Annotated in this window: 6 protein-coding genes; 3 read left to right on the top strand and 3 right to left on the bottom strand. The window is 40.2% G+C overall.

Annotation, left to right across the window (positions count from 1 at the left end; translation table 11 throughout):
* Positions 1 to 69: 69 nt before the first annotated feature.
* Together H9I37_RS02075 and H9I37_RS02070 are read right to left on the bottom strand one after the other, a co-directional pair.
* The gene (locus H9I37_RS02075; protein ID WP_187382581.1) at positions 70 to 11,190 is read right to left on the bottom strand and encodes an Ig-like domain repeat protein; all 11,121 of its coding nucleotides are present in this window, start codon (positions 11,188 to 11,190) and stop codon (positions 70 to 72) included.
* On the bottom strand, positions 11,187 to 11,405 hold the full coding sequence (locus H9I37_RS02070) for a hypothetical protein (RefSeq protein WP_187380835.1): 219 nt from the start codon (positions 11,403 to 11,405) through the stop codon (positions 11,187 to 11,189). The genes H9I37_RS02075 and H9I37_RS02070 overlap by 4 nt, the downstream gene beginning before the upstream one ends.
* Positions 11,406 to 11,723: 318 nt before the next feature.
* On the opposite strand from H9I37_RS02070, the gene H9I37_RS02065 reads away from it, so the two are divergent.
* From H9I37_RS02065 to H9I37_RS02055, 3 genes are read left to right on the top strand one after another with little or no spacing between them, the layout of a single operon-like run.
* Entirely contained in the window at positions 11,724 to 13,100 is a 1,377-nt protein-coding gene (locus H9I37_RS02065) for a DUF1015 domain-containing protein (protein ID WP_187380834.1), read from the top strand.
* A 29-nt stretch (positions 13,101 to 13,129) separates the two neighbouring features.
* A complete protein-coding gene (locus H9I37_RS02060) occupies positions 13,130 to 14,323 on the top strand; it encodes a site-specific DNA-methyltransferase (RefSeq protein WP_187380833.1) in 1,194 nt (397 codons plus the stop codon).
* 48 nt (positions 14,324 to 14,371) lie between these two features.
* Entirely contained in the window at positions 14,372 to 15,427 is a 1,056-nt protein-coding gene (locus H9I37_RS02055; RefSeq protein WP_187380832.1) for a Fic family protein, read from the top strand.
* Between the two features lie 241 nt (positions 15,428 to 15,668).
* On the opposite strand, the gene H9I37_RS02050 is transcribed toward H9I37_RS02055, so the two are convergent.
* The gene (locus H9I37_RS02050) at positions 15,669 to 25,682 is read right to left on the bottom strand and encodes an Ig-like domain-containing protein (RefSeq protein ID WP_187380831.1); all 10,014 of its coding nucleotides are present in this window, start codon (positions 25,680 to 25,682) and stop codon (positions 15,669 to 15,671) included.
* Between the last annotated feature and the right edge of the window lie 11 nt (positions 25,683 to 25,693).

The raw sequence follows: 25,693 nt of genomic DNA, 5'->3' as shown, positions 1-25,693 counted from the left end.
TCGGCATAAAATGCTCTATCAGCAAAAAAACTTTATGCTTGAAGAGCATTTTATAAAAATTACACGTTTCTATTTTCCTACAAAAAACGCTGCACGGTAATCCGAACCTGTATTAAATCCTACGGCAATAGGCATAGTATCCGGAGTAGCTCCAAAATGCTTTGCCTTTGTTGCAACACAGATACGTCCGTTTGCCGCCCGTTGATTAAGAGGAGCTGTCATTGTTTCCCAGCCAGGCACATCTGTTCCCGTATTGTTAAAGTCCATAGACGCTTTATAGGCAATGCGGATAGCATCGTATGAGTTTGGACGGGACATATACGTAATATAAGGAGTAGCGTCGTCCATTGTCATATCTATAAACATACCAGAATCATCAAGTACTTCCGATTTTCCAAACGTATACTGTGCTGAACCGTCATCGGACGTATTAGTAGATTTTACGTACACGAGCTGTCCTCTGGTATTTTGGAACGCGATATGCAAATAACCATCGCTGCCGATACCTGCATTTATGTAGTCGCTTGCAAGCTTACCATTCTTATCCGAAGAAGCGAGAACGCTTTGAATCTTCCAATCGGCTGGCGCCGTAGGCTGTTGTGACGTACTTCTTGCAAGGCGTAACCTTCCCGTTGCGGCATCCATATACACTACAACAGGATAGCCATCCTTAGTTACCGTAACTGCGACAGATTCCCACACCCCATTTGAAACTGAAAGTCCGTCTTCAAAGTTATTCGGGTTGTTCAGTATATACGGAGTCTTATACGACGTGCCGTTGGGACTTACAAATTCAAATATATTATCAGGAGGATTAGCTCCCGGACTATTGACCAAGTGGTCAGGTACTTTACACTCTTCATCTGTTATGTCGGTAGTGCCGTCTATGACGCACCATGGAAGCGCATGCGCTCTTGTATCCGGTCTTGTACTGTCATCTACCCAGCCGAATTTTACAGCTGCGGTTAATCTGTCATAATAGACAACGTAGATGTTATCGCCGGAACGCACCGTCCGTATGTTTTTAAACTGCTGCAATTCATTATCGTAAGTATATAGTTCGAACCGATACAGCTTAGTATGCCTACCTTCAGAGTATCCATCTTTATCATAGAGGTATATACCTCCCGCATTTGCGGGATCGGTATCATTCCATGGGTAATCTTTGCTACTTACGGTTGTACCATTTCCCCAGTGCCATGAATTTCCACCATGATAATTTGCAGCATAAAGTACATTTATTTCATTTCCGTTTATGGTTATATCGGTTTCTTCCGGCGGATCGTAACCTGTAAACAATATCGTCGTACCGGTTCCTCCTATTTCAGGGCTATTGATAGGATCTCCGGTAAATTCATTTGAATAATACACTCTCGACGTTGAATAATTGCTGAACGAAGCATACAGTATGTCGTTAGGACCTTTCCTCATTGCCGGATAGACAGCATTTTTACTGCCCTTAAACGTATCTTCTTTATTTACACGCCAGATATGCACAAGCCTGTCGTCGGAATGTTTTGAGATTCCGTATGTATCGGCTTCTTCCACATTGCTTTCGGTATAGCCGTTCATATTATTAACCGCAGTAACGCCGTTTACCACAAGATGCAGATATCCGTCTTTTGAAGTATTGGGTACTGTAAAGGTAAAACACTTCTTATCACCACTTAAAGTAAGATCCTCCATTGCAACCGAAGAACCGCTTCCGTCTTTATTTTCAGAAATCTTTAAAGAGGATACGATTTCTGATGCAAAGTTAAAACCTGTAATCGTATTGCCTTTTTCTTCGCGGAGCAATGGTGTAGCACCGCTTCTCGCTCTGTTTGTGTTGTACATACTGTTGCGGCTTACCCCTGTGATATACGGCACAACGTCAACTTTGTAGTAACCGGTGTTTGAAGTAGCCGTCGTTTGCGTTGTTCCCGGAGTTGAGGCGTTAGGCGTATAGATCACATTGCCACCCCCCGAAACGCTCGCCTTGCCGCGGTCTTTTGCAGAAAGCTCTATCTCTACGTCTGTCTTTGCGACGTCTGTTATCTTCTGAGTATTAAAGTGGAATTTGAATTTTACGGTATTTGAACCGTCATCCTCAAACTTATCTGTCAATACCTCAAAATACCAGTCCGTGCCTGCAAAGCTGTAGTCGGCGTAAGTTTTTATAGGAGCTACACTGCTAAGAGTCAAAAGGTTTGTAGAATTCATCTTTCCATCACTGCCTCTTGTCGCTATTGCAAACGCATTTCCGCCGTTATAGTTTGGAATTTTTATCAAGATTTCATTTACAATTACGTTGTCGGTTACGCTTCCTTCGAAAGTTACGATTCCTGAAATTTTAGGGTCTTTATCGTAAACTCCGCTTCCGCCGGATGTAAATGTCGATGATGGCAAATCCGCTTCAAGTTCTATGTGTCCGTTCTTTTTTGAGTTTGCATACAAGCTGTTATCGCTTGCACTCACCCATTTAACCGGTTTTAGAACAGCTGTCGGTACTTCCACATCACGAACGGCAACTTTTACAGGAATAACTATTGTTGCAGCATTGCTGTCAGTTCCCGCTGTAGTTCCGTCTGTCTTGTCCCACAATTTAAACGTTATATCCTGCTCGCCGTCTTGTATGTATTGGATAAAGTCTTTTTGTCCGATTTCTATTCCAAGCGTATCAGGGCGCAGTGCAGTATCATCGGAATTGTAATGTCCTGCACCGGAATACGCTTGGAAAGATGTCGTAGTTGTCGCAGGCAGAGCCGGATCCGGCTTGTACGTGTATGTGTAGCCAAGTCCCAAGTTTCCGCCGACAACGCGTGGAACAACTTTTAGCGTAGCTTTTACTGTAAGACTTTCTGTCGCAGTGATAGAGTAAATAGGATTATCCGTGCTTCCGCTATAACCGTAATAAGTTGTACCGCTGACAACAGCCGAATATTTATCGTTGAAAGTTTTTACGTATTCGCCGTCTTCAATAGTTCCGTTTCCGTTTACGTCTGTTCCGTATTTTACCCCGAAGAGGCGCGGCGCATTGTTCCTTACAATTGCAGAATATTCTTTTTCTGTAGCGTTGCCTGCCTTATCAAATGCTACAAAGTGAATCTTTACATCTCCGTCCAAAATCAGTTTTGAATCGATGAATGCTTTCAATGTAGATATTGTTCCGTTCTCTATAACGCTTTCTATCATCTGGTCGCCGTCATCGTTTGAACTTGGCTCAAGAGAATGTGCTGGATCATAAGCTTTTGTTGTGCCGTTTTCTTGCGTAAAGTTATCTATAACTTGACACACTGCAAAGTAAGCATCGGCATTTCCGTTAGACAATGAGCCTTTTATAGTAATCTGCCTGTTTGCTGCGTCAACAGTGTTAATTACATACATCGCACCATTTATCTTTACAAGTCCGCCCCTACGAATACTTTCATGCAAGGCATTTGTAGTGGTAGCGGTCAAAATATTATTTCCGCTTACTGTAAACTTACGCTTCTTGAGCCAGTAAAGTCCGTCGCCATTGGCGGCTACGGTTTTATAGGCTTCAAAGTCGGCACCCGTTTCCATAAAGTTTTCAAGACCGGTCGTTCCACCTTTGCGCATCGGGTCGATTACGTATGTATTTCCATCAGGTCTTGTCCTTGTAAAGTACATTGCAACTCTGTTGAATCCGCTCTGGTTTCCTGTCGCATCGCTCGCTTCGTTGACAATTCCGTAGAATCTATAATTGCCGCCGCTATTTTGAATTACCTCGTTGCCGGTCAACTCTGTTGTAAGTTTCTCTGCCCAAGAAGCTTTATTCAAAACTTCCGATGTTGTTCCGGCAAATTCCGGCGCTTTGTTGTCAAAATTCACCTTTATTGTCTGCTTTGTTCCAAGACTCTGCGAAGCACCTTCCGTTGCAGATATTTCATACGTGAGAGTTCCGAATTTATCACTTTCAGTAGAGCCTACAGGGATATTCAGTTCGTAATCGTTGTTCGAACCGTGTGCTGCTCCTAACTTGACATAGTTTTTATAAATAGGATGCGTAGTTATTGTACCAATATTGTTTAAAGGGTCAGTTATTGTTACAATATCAAAAGGGCTTTCATTTCCAATCTTTAGTCTGATGCTCTTTATTCCGCTATCGTCTGTAACAGAACCTTTAAGATACCATTGTCCTTTTATCCACATATCAGATTCATAGCTCCTGCGTGCAACAATAGTTCCGCTAGAAGCACCGCCTGCATACTGAACAAGTTCAAGCGGAGTCGTGCTTCCGATTTGAGGAGCGTCAGGGTCCATTCTAAACCAAACTGTCTGATAGTCGCTTTTCTTTCCTGTCTTGCTCACCGAAAAAATTCTGAGCGCAACAGCTTTTGAAAGGTTTAGTTCATTGTAAGCGTTTAGTGCAATGTTCCAGCTGGAAACACTTCCACCTGTCTTTATTGCCGTTTCACTTCCGCCTGAATAAATTACATTCGTTCTTGGATAACGAGCGTTGGTACCTCCGGCAGTTGAGAAGTTTGTATCCCAGCTGTTTGTAAACGCTGCAGTTTTTACACGATAGAGATTGTCAGCAGCGGGATAGAAACTTGTTCCTATTTGAATATATCCGCCGTTCAAATCTTCTTCGTAATTGCTGCCAACTTTCTTATAACGTTTTCCTGTATATTTTGTGTAATTAGTGCCATTATAAGTATAAGTTCCGTTTTCAGATGTTTCCCACATAAGAGCCGGGTCCGGATCAATCTGAATATAAACTGCATCTACTTCACTCTGCTGTATCTCGGAAGCACCGGTAACACGAATTGTTCCACCAAGGGAAGCTCCGTTTGTTGCTGGATAAGAGAATGAAACAGTCGGTTTATCTCCATTTGGAATTGCCTTTATATGAAGTGTCTTTATATCGGATTGATTTCCGGCCCTGTCTTTACCGTAGATGTGCAAATACAGGTCTCTGATTGTGTCATCATTCTGCAACTGAGTTTCGCTTATTCCTTCCAAAGTACAAATCTGATTGAACAGCGTTTGGGCATGGGTTTCGGTAGTTGTAGAAGAAGCACCGTCGAACACGAGAGTAAAGCTTGTAGATGCGTTTACAAGAGGTTTGTATCTTGCGTCCCCAACCGCAGGCTGCGCGTTTGTATTTGTAAGTGCATATTTCCATTCTTCAAGGTCATTTGAGTCTACGCCTCCGCGAACTGTAACATTCGCAGTCGCAAAAACAATTGCACCATCGTTATGGCTTGTAAAACTTAGTACAGGTTTTGTATTGTCTATCCCAAAGTTTATATTGTCTTCGAGATTTGTTCCAGCCTGGTCGGTTATGATAAGGCGCATAACTGTAGGACCTGTAAGATTGTTAGGAATTGTTATTTCGCCAAATTCCCAAGCGTGTGAATCGGAATTGTTTTTGTTTGCATCTTGCGCCGCAGGATTTGTACCCTCAATAGTTGCATCATAAGTTTGATTTCCAAGTTTTAATTTTACAGAAGCAACTCCGTTTTCGTCGGAAGCTTTAAGTTTTACAAGAATCTTTGAATACTCGCCGCCAAAAATAAGCGAATTTATTTCGTCGGTGAATGCAGATATAGTTATATCGTTCTTTTTTGAAGCAAATTCAAGGTTTGTATATCTAGGAGGAGTCGTATCAACTTTGATTGTGAGAACACCTTCCTTAATTGTCGTAGAACCTGTTTTTACGCTTTTGAGTTTTGGCTGCTTTGTAGTACCTGTTTCAAAAACCGTACCTTTAGAATCTGTTATCTTAAAGTAGATATCATTCTGACCGTCCGCCATCTCCTGTTCCCAAGAACTGTTATCAATAGTTATCGGATGGTATGTTCCGCCGGCGCCGTTTTTGTATTCTATCGAATTGATTGTGCCGTCGTCATCTAATACTGAACCGTAGACTGTCTTGATTCCCTTGAGCCAAACTGTAGTTGCAGAAAGGTCGAGATTAGAGAACGTTATTATTGGGCGGTCTGAATCTTGGTTTATATAAAGAATTGTTGTGAGAGATTCTCCTTCGTTACCAGCTTCATCTTTTGCAAACGCTTTTACGTAGAGATTGCTGGTGTCGTTTTCCGTTATTGTACTTATAGAAGAAGTCCAGATTGTTGTTCCGCTTACAGGCGCTGTCTTTACTCCCGAGTCTGTCGCCCAGTTTGGTTCTGCCGTGCCGACAAAATATTTTAGAGTGACTGTCGCAATCTCGTCAGAAGTTCCGGAAATGACTATCTCGCCATTGACATCTATATTTAAAGTCGCATCTCCATCAGAAGCCTTATAGGAGTCTGTTACAGGATTTATAACTACAGCTGGAGGCGTGGTGTCAAGCACAAAACTAAATGATGAAAATTCCATGCGGTTTCCAACTTTGTCTTCAAGATAGAATTTTACAGTTCCTGTCTTCTGATATATGTCAGATATCGTATTTGCCGGAATCGTGATTTTATATGTGTTATCTGATGCGTTCAATACGGCAGCATCAATTTTATGAGCGTCTACATTGTCGTACTTATAGTAGATTTTTCCAATTCCAGAGAACGTTCCGCTGCCATTGTCATCGTTGTCAACAGCTTTTATCACAAATGTTCTTGGAATCTTACCGTTGATTGTTTTTGAACCGGTAATTGCAGTTTCCGTAGAATAGTTTGTGCTGTCTAAAACGTAGTTGTATACGGTGCAGTCATCAGGTGATTCTGTATCGACATAGATAGCAATATTGTCATTTGTATTCTTTATTCTTTCATTGCCTGCCTTGTCTTTTACAACTAGATAAATACAGTTCTTTCCTTGTCGAGCAGCGTTTAATGTTCCTTCCCACCAAGTATTTCCTGCTTGAGTTTTCTTAGTAAAATCTTGCAATCCTGAATAATCAGTTCCGCCATCTTCTATAAACTTTGCTTTTACCTCTTCAATCTCAGAGCCTGAATCTGGGGTTTGCGTAAACCTCACTTTTAGAGAGCCTTTTTTGTACCAATTTTCCGAACCTATAACAGTCGCTGTTTCCGATGAATCCATAGAAACAGTTCCATCCGGGCTAGCTGTGTCTACAAGAACTGTTCTTGTTTTGCTTGTGGTTTTTCCAGCTTTGTCGGTTGCTGTAATTTGGATTGAGTATGAACCGTCTGACAAATCATTTCCCGAGCCTACAGTGAATGTTTCACCTGTCGCAAGTTCCACATCTGTCAAAGTTTTTGTATCAGAAATCCAACCGGTCGGTTTTGGATCAAATTTTACTTTTACATCCTTTATTCCGTTTGCATCGCTTGCACTTCCTTTTACAACTACAGCTTGGTTTGTAACAGACGCGATGTTGTCGAGTGAGAGAGTTGGAGATTTTTTATCTACCCAGAATGTGCGTTTTTCTGTCGCAGCTGTTCCGATTTTATCTTTTGCGTATGTATATAAATACCACTTTCCTTCGTGGAGTTTGCCGAGTTGCGGTGTTGTTCCTTCAATCAGTTCTTTTTGAGCGATGAATGAAGAACCTGTAACTATCGTCCAGCCTGTTCCGGCTTCTGCTGAAGTTGTTATGTCTGAAATGTCGTCTTGAGTAATCATATATTTGAATGAATCAACTCCCGAGCCGGAATCGTTCACGGAAGCGCGGAAAGTGTAGTTTGACACAGAAAGAGAAGTTTCTCCGGTCAAATCTGCATCAGGGTTTGTGATAGAGAGCGTTGGAGGTTTTGTATCGCAGTAAATTGAATAATTTTTTGTTGTAGTTCTTCCGGCTTTGTCTGTTGCAACAATAGAAAAATCAATCTGACTGTCTTCCGCTCTTGTTATATCGTAAGACCAAGTGCCGTCAGGCGCCGGTGTTACAGAAGCGCCATTTACTTTAAAACTTTGAAGCCCGTTAGTGTCTGTCACTTTTCCGCTTATCGTAAAATCCCCTAATGCGCTATTAAAGTATTTTACAACCCCCTCTGTAAGCACTTGTGTTCCATTGAGTTTTACCTCTGTAACGCTAGGAGCTGCCTTGTCTACAGAAAATTCTCGCTTTACGACAGAAGATTCGTTTCCAGCTCCGTCTTCGCTCTTTACATAAAGCCAATAAGTTCCTTCATACAACGTTGTGCCGGAAGATGTTCCATGCCCGTTCTGTAATATCGCATTTATGTTCCAAGTTCCACTGACAGCTACTTGAGAATCCCATGTTGTCGGACTTGTGTCGCTCGTCATAAACTTATAATAAAGTTTTTTAATTCCTGAAGTTGTTTCATTTGGATTTGAAGCCGTAGCGTCGTTTGCCGTGCCGGTAAATACAAATGATGATCCTGAAAGAGAGTTATTTCCTGTCGAGCCGGCAGCCGGAGATTCAATCACCGGCACGGTCGGACCAGTATTATCTACTTTATAGCTGACTTCTTTTGTGGTTGAGCCGCCGGAGCTGTCGGTTACTTTAACTTTTATCTTTTGAGACACATGACTTGGTATAGGAGTTACTTCTATTTCTTTTGTGTCGCCGCTTTCTGTTTCTGAATTAGTTTGTTGCCAATTTGGAGTTCCATCATCTTGTAAAACTACAATCGTAAACGGAGCTTCTCCTGTCATTTTTACTTCAAGTTTAACTTTATCTCCATTTTTTATAAAATCAGACTTATTTGTAACTGTTACATCGGGAGCCGCCCCTGTCATCTGCACAACAAAACTCTTAACACAAGAAATATTGTTTGTGTCAGTAACCGTGATTGCAACCTTAAAATAACCGCTAGAGCTCGGCATCTGATGGCTTACTATCGTTTCTACTGTGTCTCCTAAATCTGTGATAGTTTCACTTTTTACTTCAGTAGGAACAGAAGTTTGGTCTGAAAGGACGTAAGAATTTTCATAATTTGTATCATAGCCAAGTTTTTCTACCTTGAACTCGACTTTCCGTATCCCGTCGTCATCTGTTACCTTTGCATATATGGAGCTTCCTGCAAAAAGTTTATTCATGCGAGATGCAGGATTAGCAGGAGTAACAAGAGAACCTTCTTTTATCTGTTTTGGCTGTTGTGCTTTTGCAGTCCAAGCATTCTGATTGTTAGGTCCTGCAACCGGTTTGTCTGTATTTTGGCAGAAAAAGTATTTTTTATTTACAGTTTTTTTATTTCCGGCGCTGTCAGTTGCTTCAAAAACAACTGTGAGTTCTTTGTTGTCGGTAATTGTAACGCCCGTCAATGTTGTGTCTAATTCAACATCAAAGCTAGCTCTAAGCCCATGCCCGCCAAGTCCCGGAATCGTTACATTGTCTTGATTTACATGCCAGTCAACACTCGCAATTTTTGTAAAAGTATCCTGCACAATTCCTTTAAAGTGAACTTTGCCGTTTATAAAAGGGTTTTTGAACGTTCCGTCGGGTTTTATATTATCACTTGCAAGAGCCTTATCCGCATCGCTTTCAAATTCATACGAAGTGATTACCGGAGTGATATTTGTAAAATCGATAGCCGGTTCGTGAACGTCATAGAAGACAGTTTTTGTAATCGTCGAGGCTTTGCCGCCAATGCGCGATTTAATGTCAATAGAATAGTCTTTATCATCAGTCTGGCTAAATTCATTGCTCGGGATAACGGTATTGAATGTGTATTTTTTATTGCCCCCGCTAGGAGTTCCTTCTAAATCTGTAAACTGATGACTATATGCAGGAGTTGTAGAGTTTCCTATAAAGATTTCTACAAGAGGAAGTCCTGCGCCTGTAGTTGTCTCACCGGTTATAGTAACACCGTCACCTTTTTTTACATAGACAGTTGAATCTACTGGAGCCGTAACTTTCAACTCCGGCGCAAGCCCTGAAGATTCAAGAAGAAATCCGTAACCGGTGCTTGCTGAAGCTATTATTCCGTTTCCTTTATCATCTTTTCCTTTAACACCAAAACGATACGTTTTTCCAAGTTGTAGATGCTCCGTACCGTCTTCAGAAACAGAGTTTCCTAAATCAAGTTTTACAAAAAGTTTATATGTAGAACCTGCTTTTTGAAAATTTTTTACGACATGTAGATAGATTTCTTTTGCACCTGTTAAAACTGTTCCCTGCGCATTGCATTCAATTGCGTAAACTTTCAGAGGGCTTTCAGTTGTGTTTACAAGCGGTGTGCCGTCGAGGCCGGGAGACACTTCTACAGATATCTCTGTTCCTTCTGTGATGTAGTACCCTTGACTTTGGTCTTGCATGTTCAGATTTTCCGCTCTTAACGCATCTTTCCCGTTCACTGTAAACCTTGGGCTATTTTCAGGATTCAAAGAAAACATTCCGACCCTTGATTCTCTTCCTGATAAAACTTGTTTTACCTTCTCAATAATTTGCTCGGCACTCTCTCCTGAAGAACTTCCGTCTTCAGAAGGGCTGTACGTGCCGTTCATCATCTCATAAAGGCGTGCAATGTTGTATTTTGATAGGATATCCTTCTGTAAGTCATCGTACAGATAATATGTTGAAGTTTTGTTTCCGATAAGGTCTTCTGCCGTCTGCTTTTTTCCTATCTCGGTAGGATATTTTTGAGCGCCGTCATACGAATCAATCTCACAGTACAACTTCTTTTCACCGTTTTTTCCGGTGCTGCCGTAAATTGCGGTGTAAACGTCTTCGCCGAATTTCGCAACATCCAGTTTTATATTCAACGGAACGTTGTTGAGTGTGACTGTTCTAAGATAGTTTAGACATGCACTGTCATCATAGATTCGAATATCGATATGGTCTATATTATTTGAGTCCGCTCCCTGTCCTTCAAGAGAAAATATCTGTCCGTAAGAATCCGCGTTTGCAGAACCTTTTTTTGTTCCGGGCCGCTGCAACACTATAACCGGAGGGGTGTTGTCTATCGTAAAAGTCTTTGTAACTTTTGATTCTCTTCCTGCTTTGTCAAAAAAAGAAATTGTCGCTGTATATTCGCCATCTTTTACAGGATTCGTACTAGACACAGGATTTATTAAACACTTCCACGTTTTTTCTTCGTTCGGCAAGTTGCCTGTAAATTCTCCCTTAAAATTATAATGTAAAGAAGAATTAGACGTTGATTGCAAAACTACTTCTACTTTTCCAAGTTCTCCATCGTCCGTCCATGTTCCAAATAGTGAAAAATCTCCTCTTATTATGGCGCTATCTTTTGGACTGGAGATTTCCGCTTTTGGCGGAACGATATCTATAGCAGCTCCAAGTCCAATTTCACATGAAAATGTTACTATCGCAAGTATTAAAAAAGCTAAAATCCCAAAATAACTGGAAATCTTTTTCATAAAATGCCTCTTTCATCACACAGATTTACTCCGGCGGCAAACAAAAATATTTGCAATACAATAACAGGGAGAAAAATTTTAATTAAAGGAGTTTGTATTCTTGCAGCTGCAACAAATCTTGCTATACAAGAAAATAAAAACAAATTATAAAAAGTAAAAAAAATACCGAAATCGTAAAAAAGTTTTAAAGTCTGAAATAAAGGAATATTTTTCATATATGCCTCCGTTGTTAGAAACTCTCATATCCGCTAACGAAAACACTTTTTAAATAGTATTATCTTTTATTTTTCGGCACTTTATTAACTTTTCTTTAAATATATCTCGCCACCAGAATATAACATCTGGATTACAACTTTGCAAGAGGGCACAATTAGGTAGTTAGTCATAGATAAAAAACTGAGAGCTTGAATTTGATAGAACGAAAGTTTCAAAAACTACCCTTTTATCTGCTTATAAACCTAACGCTGCGAATTAGATGTTTTCATCTATAGGAATTATAGCATAATTTAGCTTCTACCGGTATACTTAAAAATATGAAAAAGATTGAAGAATTAGGACTCCGTGTACCTAAAATCCTCCTGCCAAAAAACATCGATTTAAAGAGTTGGTCTGTAATCGCTTGCGACCAATACACGCAAGACAAAGAGTATTGGAAAAATGTTGAAAAAAACGCATCCGGCAAACCGTCAACGCTTAATCTGATATTGCCGGAAATTTATCTCAACTCTCCTGATAAAACCGAGCGAATCGCAAACATCCGTAAATCGATGAGAAAATATCTCGATGACGGTGTTTTTGCAAATCCGATAGAAGGATTTATTTACGTAGAGAGAAAGACTTCATTCGGGCGCACCAGAAAAGGATTAGTCGCCGAAATTGATTTGGAAACTTATGAATGGAAACCTTTCAGCAAAGCGAATATTAGAGCAACAGAAGCAACAATCGTTGAACGAATTCCTCCTAGGATGGAAATCAGGCGTGGAGCGCCGCTCGAACTGCCGCACATAATGCTTTTGGTAAATGATAAAGATGATATTTTAATCGGAGTTGCTGGAAAAATCGTCAGCGGGCGACTCCCTGTTTACAACGGTGAATTGATGTGCAACGGCGGTTATATAAAAGGTTGGACTTTAGAAAATAATGAAGAGTTATCTCGCGTTGCAGCGTCTCTTTCAAAAATTGCAGACAAGAACACTCTCGATGACGGTTCCACATTTTTGTTTGCAGTTGGAGACGGAAACCATTCGCTCGCCACAGCAAAAGCAGTTTGGGATGAACACAAATCTTTGCTGCAATCAAAAGGAGCTACCGATGAAGAAATATCAAACTGCCCAGTGAGGTACGCTCTTGTTGAAATTGTAAACATCTACGACAAAGGGCTGACTTTTGAGCCGATACACAGAGTTATTTTCAATGCAGATAACGAAAAACTCATCTCTTTTCTTAAAAATTCACTCAATGGAACAGTCTGTGAAGTTTCAGACGCTACAGAACTTGAAAAATCTGTAAAACACTCCTCAGCAGATTTCGGATTTGCGTATCTCGATAAAAACGGAAAGCAAAAATACGTGTTGCTCAAAACAAATATAAAAGAACTTGCAGTGGCAAAGCTACAACCTAAGATTGACAGTTTTATTAAAGATGAGCAGGCAAAATTATCTGCAAAAGACAAAAACGTCCAGAACAGCACAAACGCAACATGCAAAATTGAAATAGATTATATTCACGGTGCGGACGAAGTTATAAAATTGGGAAACAAAATAGGGGCAGTTGGAATATTGCTTCCGCCAATCGAAAAAGACAGTTTTTTTGAAACAATAAACAAAAGTGGACCGCTCCCGAGAAAAAGTTTCAGCATGGGCGAGGCAGATGAAAAACGCTTTTATCTTGAATGCAGAATGCTGTTTTAAAAAACATAAATTGCGCAGAGTAAAAAGATATGCCGCTGACTTTTTCATGGACAGATTTTCCAGAGCGTTATGACGATGATTCAAAGCTGAGCGAAATCTCTTGGGCAGGCGATTTTGCCGAATTGATTCGCCGATTTTCCGACGGCGAAAAAAAACATTCGGACGTTCCACACATTTTTATAATGTCCGACAATTATCCTGCTTTGAAGCTGATGGCACAAAATGCGCTGAAAGTAGACATCATATACATCGATCCGCCATACAACACCGGAAAATCGTTCAGCTATAACGACGATTTTGCGGATGGAAAAGACAGACATTCAGCATGGCTTAGTTTTATGTCGCGCCGTTTGAACATTGCAAAAAAATTGATGAAAGAAACTTCTTGTATTTTTATTGCAATCGACCAGAGTGAATTGTACGTGCTTAAATTGCTGTGCGACAAAATCTTTGGTGAAGAAAACTTTGTAAACGATTTTATGTGGCTTCACGGAAAAGGCAAAAAAGATAAATGGTCAAGGACGCTCCAACAGCACACGCTTTGCTACGCAAAAGACAAAAAAAATCTGGCAGAATTTCGTCAGATTGAAAAAACAGGCTGGGCAACAAAAAATGAAGATGATGACCAAAGAGGAAATTGGTTTAGCGGCAGCATCTCATTTTCAGAAAAACGCTCAAATCCGAATCACAAAAATTATTTTACAATCAAATCTCCAAGCGGAAAGTTGTGGACAAGGCAGTGGCAGGTATCAAAAGAAAAGATGGAAAAGCTGATTGCAGACAACAGAATCTACTGGGGACATCAGAGCGAATATTCATCAGTCCCACGTATAAAAATTTTTAATGATGATAAACAGGAAGTGATTCCAAAGAACATAATTGACTGCGTAGAGTCTACACGTTCTGCACAAAATAACCTCGACAAATTGATTGGCATAAAATGCTCGTTCGACAATCCAAAACCTGTAGACTTGATAGAGCACTTGATAAAAATCACATCAATGCCTACCGACGCTTTAATTCTCGATTTTTTTGCAGGAAGTGGAACGACGTTTGAAGCAGTTTGCAGACTAAACAAAGAAGATGGCGGCAAGCGCAAATGCATTCTCATTCAAAAAGACGAGAACGAAATTGCAGAAATCTGTAAAAAGCGCTGCGATAAAGTTTCACAACTGTTCGACGAGGAAATCACGCAATTGCAACATATCCCAAAAATCAAATAATTGGTACACAAACTTGCAATATATCCCAAACATGCATATAATTGGTACATGTTTGAGTTATCAAAATTACCGATTGATTCTAAAAAGATTGAAACAATCAACATTCTTAAAGCAGAAACAAAAGCGGCAAAAACACTTGCGGAGCTTAAAGGAATTGCAAACATAATTCCGAACCAGATGATTCTTATAAACGCAATTGTATTGCAGGAATCAAAAGACAGTTCGGGGATTGAAAACATAATTACTACAAAAGACGAGCTTTATAAAGCGGTTTCTGAAACTGCAAAAAAAATAGATTCGGCGACAAAAGAGGTAATGTTTTATCGCGAAGCATTATACTCTGGGTTTTATCAGCTAAAAGCACACGATTTTATCTCAATAAACGATATTGTAAACATCCAAAAAATACTTGTTCAAAATGAGGCAGGAATCAGAACCTTACCCGGAACAAAACTCGTGAACGACCGCACAAATGAAATCGTCTACACTCCGCCACAGACAAAACAAGAAATAGACGAACTGTTAAAAAATTTTACAGATTATTTGAACAATGCCGACGACTCGCTCTCAAAACTTGCGGTTCTTCATTATCAATTTGAAAGCATCCATCCTTTTTATGACGGAAACGGCAGGACGGGAAGAATCATAAATATTTTGTATTTGATTTTGAAACACCATCTTGAAGTTCCGATTTTGTACTTAAGTTCATACATCATAAAAAACAAAGATGAATATTACAAACTTCTGCAAAAAGTCCGAACGGAAGACGCTTGGGAAAACTGGATTATTTTTATTCTAAAAGGAATTGAACAAACAGCCTCAGAGACGATTGAAAAAGTAAAAGATATAAAAAATCTCCTAGAAAATACGGCTGAAAAAATAAAAACAGACGCATCAAAAATCTATTCGAAAGAACTCGTAGAAACACTTTTTGAAAACCCGTACTGCAAAATCGAATTCATTGTAAAAAAATTGGGAATTGAGAGAAAGGCAGCTTCCCGTTATCTGCACACGTTGGAAGACAGAGGAATTTTAAAATGCATAAAAGCCGGTAAGGATAATATTTTCATAAACACAGGCTTGACCGAACTGTTACGTGAATAAAAATATCAACGGGTGAAAAACCTGTTGCAAAACACATTTACGGGCGTACCCCTTTGCGCATGGCAAAGGGTCGGGCTATTCGCACTTCGCCGTCTTGCGCGGCTCATCCCTAGCTTGCGCTCGGGACTGCGGTGCTACTATCCCTTACGCTGTAAGCTCGCAGGCGGACAGCGGGTTTGCATAAAAAATGCTCTCATACAAAATTGCGTGGGGGCATTGGATAAAATCTTCCTACCTACAGTTATTCCAAAGAAGCGGTTTGTAAACCATTCTTTGTTCCATACCCGAGCAAAGCGGAGTTCTTATTAGAGTTATTCTTTTTAATTCCAACACCAATTGTGTAATCAAGCGGTACCTGATTAGTAGGAACTGTCATCACTTCCCAATCGCCTGTAAATTGGTCTTTCTTTGCGCCGTCCAATTTTGAATAATCTGACGTGTTAAGCCAAGCCACTCTTACAGAAGAACTGGTCTTTGTAAATGCACTCATAAAGTATGAAATATAAGGGATGTATTTCTTTTCAGCCCCGACAGTGTTTTCCAAAACGTCTATAGAGATATTTGAACCTACAGAAAGATACGAATCTACCGTTACAATCTTTGGCTCTGTATCTTTGTAATCTTCAAGATATGCATATTTTAAGTCTCCGGCTGAAGCCCCATAATACGCTATGTGAATACCGCCGTTTCCGTCTACAATCATATCCACATACCAACCTGCAAAGTCAGAATCGATGGAAATTGTATTTTGTCCCCATTGAGCTGCACTTGATGTACTTTTAGGTTGTGTATTATAGCTAAACAGCAATCTTTGGTTAGAAGCATCGTACCACGCTGCAACAGCAGTTCCCGATACATAACCTGCGCCTGTTTTTGTACTTAAGCCAACAGCACAATACTCTCCAGCTCGGTCTGCATTAGTACCACCAAGCGGAGTCGAATTTCCAGTTGGTGATGACGGAGAAGAAGCAGAAGTTCCACCTGCTATAACTTGATATTTAGCTGCTGAACCATAGTTACTACCATTATGATTAACCAACGCCCCTGTAAAACTTGGATAACTTGAGCTTCCGCTAACATTTCCATACCTAAAGCGTATCTGGTCGTTTGAGCTGTCATAGTAAACAAGATAAGCATCACCGTTATCTCCAGTTACAAGTTTTGGATTACGAATACGCTGCCCATTAAAATAAGTGCCGTTATAAGTACTTTCTATAGCTCTTTTCTTTGAACCATCACTATAAGCAGAATAAACTGAATCATTATTTGTACCAGGAGAACTCTTTGTATTCCATGCATAGAACAAAGCGTTTGCATAATTTCCACCGTAACGCTGATTCCCTGTGTTTGAACCAGAATCCCCATTTTGCGATGCACCATAAATTCTACCGTTTTTATCCACTGCAACTGCGGTATCGTACCACTGTGTAAATGAATAATCGGAAGTAAAATCAGCACTTGTGGAAAGATTTGAAGAAAGGTACATCTTATACTCCTGTGCTCCGCTGTCATAAGCAAAACCAACAGTCTGCGCGCTATCTTTACCTACACGCATTGTCGGATACCTTACACCAGTATCTGATACAACATCTGTAAACTTCCAGACAAAGAGTTTTCTATCGTCCGTAAGTTTATTGTTGTTCAAGTTATTGCTCTCTGCATTGTATTCTATTGTCTTTACAGAATACTTGCCGTCTTTTAATTCAAATGTTGGCTCTGCATTCTTATTATTGAGTGCTTCTACTCCGTTTACAATCAAACTTATGTTACCGGATTTTGCAGATGACAATGTAATCGTGTTGGAAACATTTTTTCCGCCGACAGTGCCGTTTGAAAGAGTTGTTGCTGACATTCCTTCGACTGTAACGCTCGCAACATTTGTTCCAAGGTTAAAACCTTCTATCTGTATCGTTTCTCCCTGCCGTACCGAATAACCACCGGTTGCAGAACGGTTAAATGCAGAAGGTTCGGCAGCATAAGCTTTGTTTAATGCGGTTTTTACCCCTGTAATATACGGCACAACGTCAACTTTGTAGTAACCGGTGTTTGTATCCGCCGTTGTCTGCGTTGTTCCAGGCGTTGAGTTGTTTGGTGTATAATTTATATTCGTTCCAGAAACACTTGCTTTTCCTCGATCTTTTGCCGTAAGCTCAATTTTTATGTCTGCCTTTGCGACGCCAGTTATTTTCTGCGTATCAAAATGGAATTTGAATTCTACGGAGTTGGAGCCGTCTGCTTCAAACTTATCCGTCAATACCTCAAAGTACCAAGGCTTTGAGTCTGCACCGCTGAACTTATAGTCATCATAAGTTTTTACAGGAGCAACTTTGCTAAGAGTCAAAAGATTTGTAGAAGTCAATTTTCCGTCAGTACCCCTTGTTGCAATTATAAATGCATTACCGCTATTGTAGTTTGGAATTTTTATTTTAATTTCCTTTACAACAACGTTGTCTTTTACACTTCCTTCAAAAGTCACAATACCTGAAATTTTCGGATCTCTGTCGAATACACCTGAGCCACCCGTAGTAAATGTCGGTGTCGGCAAGTCCGCCTCCAGTTCTATATGTCCGTTCTTTTTTGAGTTTGCATACAGACTGTTGTCGCTTGCGCTTATCCATTTGAACGGTTTTAGAGTTGCTTTCGGGGCTTCAGCATCCTGAACTGCAACCTTTACCGGAATCTTTATCTGAGCCTTGTTGCCGTCTGTTCCAGGATTTGTACCGTCAGTTTTATCCCACAAGTCGAACGTTATTTCCTGATCGCCATCTTGTATTTTCTGGATAAAGTCTTTTTGTGTAATTTCTATTGCAAGGTTATCTGGACGCAAAGCCAAAGACTCCTGATCATGATGTCCTGCCCCAGAATACATTGAAATAGAGGTTGTGGTTGTCGCAGGCAGAGCAGGATCCTGCTTGTACGTGTATGTGTAGCCAAGACCCAAGTTTCCTCCAATAACGCGCGGAACAACTTTTAAAGACGTTTTTACTGTAAGGCGCTCTGTCGCAGTGATGCTGTAAACAGGAGTATCTAAGTTTCCATCATAACCGTAATAAGTTGTACCGCTGACAACAGCCGAATATTTATCGTTGAAAGTTTTTATGTATTCGCTTTCTTCTATTGTTCCATTGCCGTTTACGTCCGTTCCGTATTTTACACCATAAAGGCGTGGCACATTGTTTCGTACTTTTGCGTTGTACTCTTTGGATGCAGCGTTACCAGCCTTGTCAAAAGCTACAAAGTGAATTTTTACATCTCCGTCCAAAATCATTTTTGAGTCGAGGAATGCTTTACATGTAGCCATTGTTCCGTTTTCTATAACGCTTTCAATCATCTGGTCGCCGTCATCGTTTGCGCTTGGAGAAAGTGGATTTGTCCAATCGAAAGCCTTTGTCGTACCCGTTTCTTGCGTAAAATTATCTATAACCTGACACACTGCAAAGTAAGCGTCTACAGTTCCATCTACCATCGAGCCTTTTATTGTAATACGCTTGTTTGTCCTGTCCACAGTGTCAATTACATACAAAGCACCGTTTACCTTTACAAGTCCGCCCCTGCGAATGCTCTCGTGCAGAGCTGTTCCGGTATTGGTTGCTGTCAAAATATTGTTTCCGCTTACCGTAAACTGACGAGCTTTGAGCCAGTACAATCCATCTCCGCCACTTGAAACAGAACTGTAGTTTTCAAAATTGGCAGGAGTTGTTTCTATAAAGTTTTCAAGTCCGCTTGTTCCACCTTTTCGCATTGGGTCTATTACGTATGTTTTGCCGTCTGGTCTTGTTCTTGTAAAGTACATTGCAACTCTGTTGAATCCGCTCTGGTTTCCTGTTGCATCGCTCGCTTCGTTTACAATTCCATAGAATCCATAGTTACCGTTATTGTTTTGAACCACTTCGTTTCCAGTTAACTCAGTTGTAAGTTTATCTGCCCAAGAAGTTTTATTAACAACTTCCGAAGTTGTACCGGCAAAATCAGGTGCTTTGTTGTCAAAATTCAACTTAACTGTCTGTTTTGTACCAAGACTCTGCGAAGCACCTTCTGTCGCAGAAATTTCATAAGTAAGAATTCCAAAGGTATTAGGGGTATCAGAGCCTACAGGAATATTCAGTTCATAATCGTAATTTTCATACGGTGCAGTACCGTGAGAGATTCCTTTTGTAACGTAACTAGAATAAGCCGGATTTACATCACCTTTATTATTTAGAGCGTCGGTTATTTGAACTACATCAACAGGTGCTGTATTTCCAACCTTTAATCTTATACTCTTAATTCCGCTGTCGTCTGTAACAGAACCTTTAAGATACCATTTGCCTTTAATCCACATATCAGATTCATAACTTCTGTGGGCAACAATCGGTTTTGTTATGTCATCGTCCTTATACTGAACAAGTTCAAGCGGAGTCGTGCTTCCGATTTGAGGAGCGTCAGGGTCCATTCTAAACCAAACTGTCTGATAGTCGCTCTTCTTGTGAGCCTTGCTTACTGCAAAAATTCTAATGGCTACCGCTTTTGAAGCATTGAGTTCATTATAAGAGTTCAGGGCAATGTTCCAGCTTGAAACACTTCCGCCAGTCTTTATCGCCTGCTCATTGCCACCTGTATAATTTACAGTTACCCTTGGATAATGAGAGCCTGCGACTGCTGTAAGGTGTGCACCCCAGCCTGTTGTAAATGTTGCTGTTGCTACACGATAGATAGTATCAGCTGCACGAGAGTAAGTAGAATTAATTAAAACGTATTCACCGTTCAGGTCTTCTATGTAATTACCGCTTACATGTTTATAACGTCTGCCTGTATATTTTACATAATTATTAGGACCATTTAAATAATAAGTTCCGTTTTCAGATTTTTCCCATGTAAGATTTGGATTCGGATCAATTTGAATATAAACAGCATCTACTTCACTCTGTTGTATTTCAGAAGTACCTGTAATACGGATTGTTCCACCAAGGGAAGCTCCATTTGTTGCTGGATAAGAGAATGAAACAGTAGGTTTATCTCCGTTTGGAATTGCCTTTATATGAAGAGTTTTTATGCCAGAGATGTTTCCGGCTATATCTTCACCGTAAATGTGAAGATATAGGTCTCGGATTGTGTCGTCCGCCTGCAACTGAGTTTCTGATATTCCTTCCAAAGTACAAATCTGCTTGAACAGTTTTTCTGCATGAGTTTCTGAAGTTGTTGATGAACCTCCGTCGAACACAAGCGTAAAACTTGTTGAACCGTTTATAAGCGGTTTGTATTTTGGATCCCCTACCGTAGGCTGCACATTTGTATTAGTAAGCACATATTTCCATTCTTTAAGGTCGTTTGAATCTACGCTTCCTCGAACTATAACGTCAGCAGTTGCAAAGACAGTTGCCCCGTCGATATGGCTTGTAAAACTTAAAACAGGTTTTGTATTGTCAATTTCAAAGTTTATGTTGTCTTCTCGAGTTGTACCTGCCTGATCAGTGATGATAAGGCGCATAGTCGTAGGACCTGTAAGGGTATTAGGAATTGTTATTTCACCAAAATCCCAAGAGTGCGGAGCAGAGTCGTTTTTATTTGCATTCTGAGCCGCTGGAGATGCACCTTCAATTGTCGCATTGTGCGTCTGAGTTCCGAGCCTCAATGTTACAGAAGCAACTCCATTCGCATCATCAGCTTTAAGTTTTGCAAGAATTTTTGAATAATTACCTCCAAAAACAAGCGAATTTATATCGCTTGCAAATGCAGACGTTGTTCCGTCGTTTTTCTTTGAAGCAAATTCAAGGTTTGTGTAGCTCGGAGAAGTCGTATCAACCTTGATTGTAAGAACTCCTGTCTTAAATATTGAAACACCGGCTTTTACGCTCTTGAGTTTAGGTTGAAGTGTAGTTCCGGTTTCAAATATTTTGCCGGTTTTGTCTACAATTTTGAAGTAAATATCATTCTGTCCATCCTGCATTTCCTGTTCCCAAGAACCGTTATTAATAGTTATCAGGCTGTATGTTCCGCTTGCACCGTTTTTGTATTCAATAGAGGTGATTGTACCGTCATCATCTAATACTGAACCGTAGACTGTCTTTATTCCCTTTAACCAAACTGTAGATTCAGAAAGGTCAAGATTTGAGAACGTTATTGTCGGGCGATCCGAATCTTGGTTTATATAAAGAGTCATTGTGCCGGATTCTCCGACGTTGCCGGCTTCGTCTTTTGCAAACGCCTTTATATAGAGATTTTTCGTGTCATCCAAGGTCGTCGTGTTTATAGAAGAAGTCCAGCTTGTAGTTCCATTTACAGGCGCAGTCTTTACTGTTGAAGCTGTCCAGTCAGAAGGTTCTGCCGTGCCGGCAAAATATTTTAGAGTGACTGTTGCAATTTCGTTGGAAGTTCCTGAAATACTCAAAGTTCCATTAACATCTATGTTTGAAGTCGTATCGCCATCAGAAGCCTTTAAAGTATCTGTTACAGGATTTATCTGTACAGATGGAGGAGTGCTATCAATTACAAAACTAAATGCAGAGAACTCAAGACGATTTCCAACTTTATCTTCAATATAAAATTTTACAGTTCCTGTCTTCTGATAAAAAGTAGTGCCGTTGTTTGCAGGAATAGTGATTTTGTAATAATCTGATGTACCCAACTGTTGAGCGTAAATGTAATCAGTAGGAGTGTTATTGTATTTGTAATAAATCTTTCCTATTCCCGAGAATTTTCCATTTTGAGAATTATTTTTATCAAGAGCTTTTATTACAAACTCTCTTGCAATCTTTCCGTTAATCGTTTTTGAACCGATAAGCGGAGTCTCCGAAGAATAGTTTGTGCTGTCTGAAACGTAATTATATACGGTACAGTCATCAGGGGATTCTGTATCTATGTAAACATCCGCTGTGGCAGGAGATTTTTTCTCAGCGGTGTTTCCTGCTTTATCCTTTATAAAAAGATAAATTTCATTTCTGCCCTGTTCCGGAGCAGGCAATGATGCTTCCCACCATGTTACGCCACTGCTCGTCGTTTTTACAAGGTCTTCCGTTCCTGATGCGTTCGTATCGCCGTAGCTACGCAATTTTGCTTTTACGTCTTCAATTTCAGAACCTGAATCTGATGAAGGTGTAAATTTTATCTTTATATAATTCTTTTTGTACCAGTTTTTGTCACTTTCTGTGTAATCTGCTGTGTCTGAAACAGCAACAGTTCCGTCCGGAGCGGCAGTATCTACACAAACCTCTTTTGTATCGCTTGCGATTTTTCCTGCTTTGTCTGTTGCCGTAACCAAGATTGTATATTTTCCGTCTGGTAAATTATTTCCAGAATTACCAAGCGTATAAGTTTTTCCAGATGAATATTGTGTCGGAGTAAGCGTTTCCGTATCAGAAGCCCAACCAGCCGGTTTTGGATTAAACTTTACTTTTACATTTTCTATTCCGTTCGCATCGTTTGCATTTCCTTTTACGACTACAGCTTGGTTTGTGTCAGAAGGAATATTATCGAGCGTAAATGTCGGTGAGTTTTTATCTACCCAGAACATGCGCTTTTTAGCAGCAGAATTACCGAGCTTGTCTTTTGCATAAAGGTACAAATACCACTTTCCTTCGTGTATCTTACCGGATTGTGGTGCTGTTCCTGCAATGAACTCTTTTGTCTTACTGAATGAAGATAAGCTTGAAGAAGTTTCCCAGCCTGCTCCCGCCTCTGCGGAAGCTATTATTGCAGAGTCGCCAGTCAAGTCAGCCTGCGAAATCATATATTTTAATGTATCAACTCCCGAGCCTAAATCATTTACAGAGCCGCTGAATGTATAATTATCGACAGCAAGAGAAGTTTCACCTGTCAAATCTGCATCAGGATTTGCGATAGAGAGCGTTGGAGGTTTTGTATCGCAGTAAATTGAATAATTTTGTGTGGTCATCCTTCCGGCTTTATCTTTTGCAACAATAGAGAAATCAATTTTACTGTTTTCAGCTCTCGGTATAGGATAAGACCAACTTCCATCAGAAGCAATAGTCCCAACATCATTGCCGTTGACGAGAACACTATCGGTCCCATTAGAATCTGTTACTTTTCCGGTTATAGAGAAGTTTCCAGAAGGAATTTTGAAAAATTTTACAGTGCCTTCTGCAAGAGGTTCAAATACATCAGGAGGAGTCACAGAAGTTTTGAGTTTTATATCCGCAATCGAAGGAGCTGACTGATCTACAAAAAATTCTCGTTTTACTTCAGCAGATTGGTTTCCGGCTCCGTCTTCGCTCTTTACATAAAGCCAATATTTTCCTTCGTATAAAGTTGTGCTTGTATTTGTGCCAGTTCCAGTCTGCAAAGTTGCATTTATGTTCCAAGTTCCGTTTGAAGCAGATTGAGTAGTCCACTGCGAGTCTGTTGGAGATGTATCGCTTGTCATGAACGCATAATAGAGTTTTTTAATTCCAGAAGAGATTTCGCCTGCAATTGAAGTCGCAGCATCGTTTGCCTTGCCGCTAAACACGAACATAGCACCAGAAAGAGAGTTATTTCCTGTAGCACCAGTAGAAGGAGATTCAATTATAGGAGCATCAGGAGCAGAATTATCTACACTGTAATTAACACTTTTTGTAGTAACCCTTGCAGAATTATCAGTTACGCGAACTTTTATCTGTCTTGATGCAGGGCTAGTAATAGGGGTTACCTCTATAGATACTGTACCGCTACTTGACGAAGTTGTTCCGGGAGTCTCTTGCCAGTTTGGAGTTCCGTTGTCTTGAAGAACTACAATCGCAAATGGCGGTTCTCCATCTATTTTTACGTCGAGCGCAACTTTCTGCCCATCTTTTATATAGTCTGTTTTATTTATAACAGTTACTTGTGGAGCGAGCCCCGCAGATTCAAGGAAAAATCCGTAGCCGGTGCTTACAGAAGGTATTATTTCGTTTCCTTTGGCATCCTTGCCTTCAACGCCAAACTTGTACATTTTTCTAAGCTCTAAATGCGTTGTGCCGTCTTCAGAGGCAGAGGTTGCCTGAGCAAGATTTACAAAAAGTTTATATGTAGAACCAGCTTTTTTAGAAGGTCTTGCAACATGCGGATAAATTCTTTTTGCTCCCGGTAAATCATGACCTTGGACGTCGCATTCAATTGCATACACTTTCAAAGGACTTTCTGTCGTATTTATAAGCTGAGTGCCGTCAAGTCCCGGCGACACTTCTACAGTTATATCAGTTTCATTTGTAATATAGTATCCTTGAGATTCGTCCCTTATATTTAAACTTTCAGCACGAAGCGGATCTTTACCGTTTACAGTGAACCTCGGGTTATTTTCTGGATTCAGAGAGAACATTCCAACTCTTGCTTCTTTGCCTGATAAAACTTCTTTTACCTTCCCAATAATTTGCTCGGCACTCTCTCCTGAAGAACTTCCGTCTTCAGAAGGGCTGTACGTGCCGTTCATCATCTCATAAAGGCGTGCAATGTTGTATTTTGATAGGATATCCTTCTGTAAGTCATCGTACAGATAATATGTTGAAGTTTTGTTTCCGATAAGGTCTTCTGCCGTCTGCTTTTTTCCTATCTCGGTAGGATATTTTTGTGCGCCATCATACGAATCAATCTCACAGTACAACTTCTTTTCACCGTTTTTTCCGGTGCTGCCGTAAATTGCGGTGTAAACGTCTTCGCCGAATTTCGCAACATCTAGTTTTATATTCAACGGAACGTTGTTGAGTGTGACTGTTCTAAGATGGTTTAGACATGCACTGTCATCATAGATTCGAATATCGATATGGTCTATGTTATTTGAGTCCGCTCCCTGTCCTTCAAGAGAAAATATCTGTCCGTAAGAATCCGCGTTTGCAGGACCCTTTTTTGTTCCGGGCCGCTGCAACACTATAACCGGAGGGGTGTTGTCTATTGTAAAAGTCTTTGTAACTTTTGATTCTCTTCCTGCTTTGTCAAAAAAAGAAATAGTCGCTGTATATTCGCCATCTTTTACAGGATTTGTACTAGACACAGGATTTATTAAACACTTCCACGTTTTTTCTTCGTTCGGCAAGTTGCCTGTAAATTCTCCCTTAAAATTATAATGTAAAGAAGAATTTGACGTTGATTGCAAAACTACTTCTACTTTTCCAAGTTCTCCATCGTCCGCCCATGTTCCAAATAGTGAAAAATCTCCTCTTATTATGGCGCTATCTTTTGGACTGGAGATTTCCGCTTTTGGCGGAACGATATCTATTGCAGCTCCAAGTCCAATTTCACATGAAAATGTTACCAACGCAAGTATTAAAAAAGCTAAAATCCCAAAATAACTGGAAATCTTTTTCATAAAATGCCTCC

The sequence above is a fragment of the Treponema sp. Marseille-Q3903 genome, assembly GCF_014334335.1.
Lineage (GTDB): Bacteria > Spirochaetota > Spirochaetia > Treponematales > Treponemataceae > Treponema_D.
This window is presented reverse-complemented; position numbering and strand designations above follow the sequence as displayed.

Coding starts and splice junctions, on each gene's coding strand:
- H9I37_RS02075 (WP_187382581.1), bottom strand. CDS start 11,190: ATGAAAAAGATTTCCAGTTATTTTGGGATTTTAGCTTTTTTAATACTT.
- H9I37_RS02070 (WP_187380835.1), bottom strand. CDS start 11,405: ATGAAAAATATTCCTTTATTTCAGACTTTAAAACTTTTTTACGATTTC.
- H9I37_RS02065 (WP_187380834.1), top strand. CDS start 11,724: ATGAAAAAGATTGAAGAATTAGGACTCCGTGTACCTAAAATCCTCCTG.
- H9I37_RS02060 (WP_187380833.1), top strand. CDS start 13,130: ATGCCGCTGACTTTTTCATGGACAGATTTTCCAGAGCGTTATGACGAT.
- H9I37_RS02055 (WP_187380832.1), top strand. CDS start 14,372: ATGTTTGAGTTATCAAAATTACCGATTGATTCTAAAAAGATTGAAACA.
- H9I37_RS02050 (WP_187380831.1), bottom strand. CDS start 25,682: ATGAAAAAGATTTCCAGTTATTTTGGGATTTTAGCTTTTTTAATACTT.